A 1741-nucleotide genomic window follows, 5' to 3' on the forward strand; every position below is an offset into this window, starting at 1 on the left:
AAGTTGATCACAGCGAACGAAGTGAAGCGCAACTGCGTGAGGGCGACCGAGCGTGGGGAGGAAGCGTGGAGCATAAGCTGCGAGCCGATGAACAAGAATCGGATAGAAGGCGCTGCCGAGCAGGGCGAGCGGGCCAAAAACCGCGAAGCTCTCGTGATCAAGGCGAAGTGGCGTAAATCCGGCGGTTGTGCAGTGAAGGAGTGCGTTCTTACCTGGGGAGATCTCGCCTTGTGCCTGAAAGGGCGACGGCGCTGAGCCGGAGCGAGAAGTCAGCAGAGGCCGTAGTAGCTGCCTGCTTGGGGCGAAGGGCCGAACGAGTAGGAGGGCCGAAGGCCGTGTCGCTCGAACGTGCAGTGCATCAGAAGCCCGGGGAGCCGGGGCGCAACGCGGCAGGGCGCGGTGAAGCCGCGCCCGAAGCGGTGCGTGATGAAGCACGGACGGCGCGCCATGAGACTGGAAGCCTGGGGCGGGACGACCTGCTAACGCAGGCGCTCGCGAGCGCGAACATGGTGGCGGCGTGGAAACGCGTCAAATCCAATCGCGGCAGTGCTGGGGTGGATGGGTTGTCGATCGCCGAGACGGCGGACTACCTGAGGACGCACTGGCCCCGGATTCGGGAATCGTTACTGGACGGCAGCTACCGGCCCGCGCCGGTGCGGCGTGTGCAGATCCCGAAGGCCGGTGGTGGGGAGCGCGAACTGGGGATTCCGACGGTGACGGATCGGCTGATCCAGCAAGCCCTGCTGCAAGTCTTGCAGCGCATCATTGATCCGACCTTCTCCGAACACAGTTACGGCTTTCGTCCGGGACGCCGCGCGCATGATGCGGTGCTCGATGCACAGCATTACGTGCAGGACGGCTACCGGGTGGTGGTCGATGTGGATCTGGAGAAATTCTTCGACCGGGTCAATCACGACATCCTGATGGAACGGTTGGCGAGGCGAATCTCGGACCGCGCTGTGCTGCGGCTGATCCGTCGTTACCTCGTGGCCGGGCTCATGGATAGCGGGGTGGTCATGGAGCGTTACGAGGGCACGCCGCAAGGCGGACCGCTGTCGCCGCTGCTGGCCAATGTGCTGCTCGACGAGGTGGATCGGGAACTGGAGCGACGGGGCCACCGCTTCGTGCGCTACGCCGATGATTGCAACGTGTACGTGCGCAGTCAAAAGGCGGGCGAACGGGTGCTGGAAGGGCTGCGCAAGCTCTACGACCGACTTCACCTAAAGGTCAATGAGGCCAAGACGGCCGTCGCGCCGGCCTCGCACCGCAAGTTTCTGGGCTACGCCTTCTGGTACGGCCTGGGCGGGCAGGTCAAGTGCAGGGTGGCCGACAAGGGGCTCAAGACCTTCAAGCAACGCATCCGGCAATTCACGCGTCGCTCGGGTGGGCGCAACCTGACCGAGATTGCCGAACGGCTACGGGCCTACATGCCGGGCTGGAAAACGTATTTCCAGCTTGCGCAGACTCCCGGGGTGTTCCGCGAACTGGACAAGTGGATACGACACCGGCTGCGTGCCGTGCAGCTCAAGCACTGGCGTCGGGGAACGACGATGTATCGGGAGCTGAAAGCGATGGGCGCCTCCGACGAGGACGCCCGCAAGGTGGCCGGAAACAGTCGGTGTTGGTGGCGCAACAGCCGCATGCGATTGAACCGTGCGATGCCTATCGCCTACTTCGACCGGCTCGGTGTGCCTCGGCTCTCATGACCTCAACTGCTCGAACCGCCCGGTGCGGACCCGCA

Annotated in this window: 2 protein-coding genes; both read left to right on the plus strand. The window is 64.2% G+C overall.

The annotated features are described in order from the left end of the window. On the plus strand, window positions 1-255 hold a 255-nt coding region (locus C8261_RS17030), incomplete at its 5' end, for a hypothetical protein (RefSeq protein WP_219905238.1). Between the two features lie 80 nt (window positions 256-335). Continuing rightward, on the plus strand, window positions 336-1706 hold the full coding sequence (ltrA, locus tag C8261_RS17035) for a group II intron reverse transcriptase/maturase (RefSeq protein WP_107494920.1): 1371 nt from the start codon (window positions 336-338) through the stop codon (window positions 1704-1706). The last annotated feature ends 35 nt before the right edge of the window (window positions 1707-1741 follow it).

The organism is Pseudothauera lacus (assembly GCF_003034845.1).
GTDB lineage: Bacteria > Pseudomonadota > Gammaproteobacteria > Burkholderiales > Rhodocyclaceae > Pseudothauera > Pseudothauera lacus.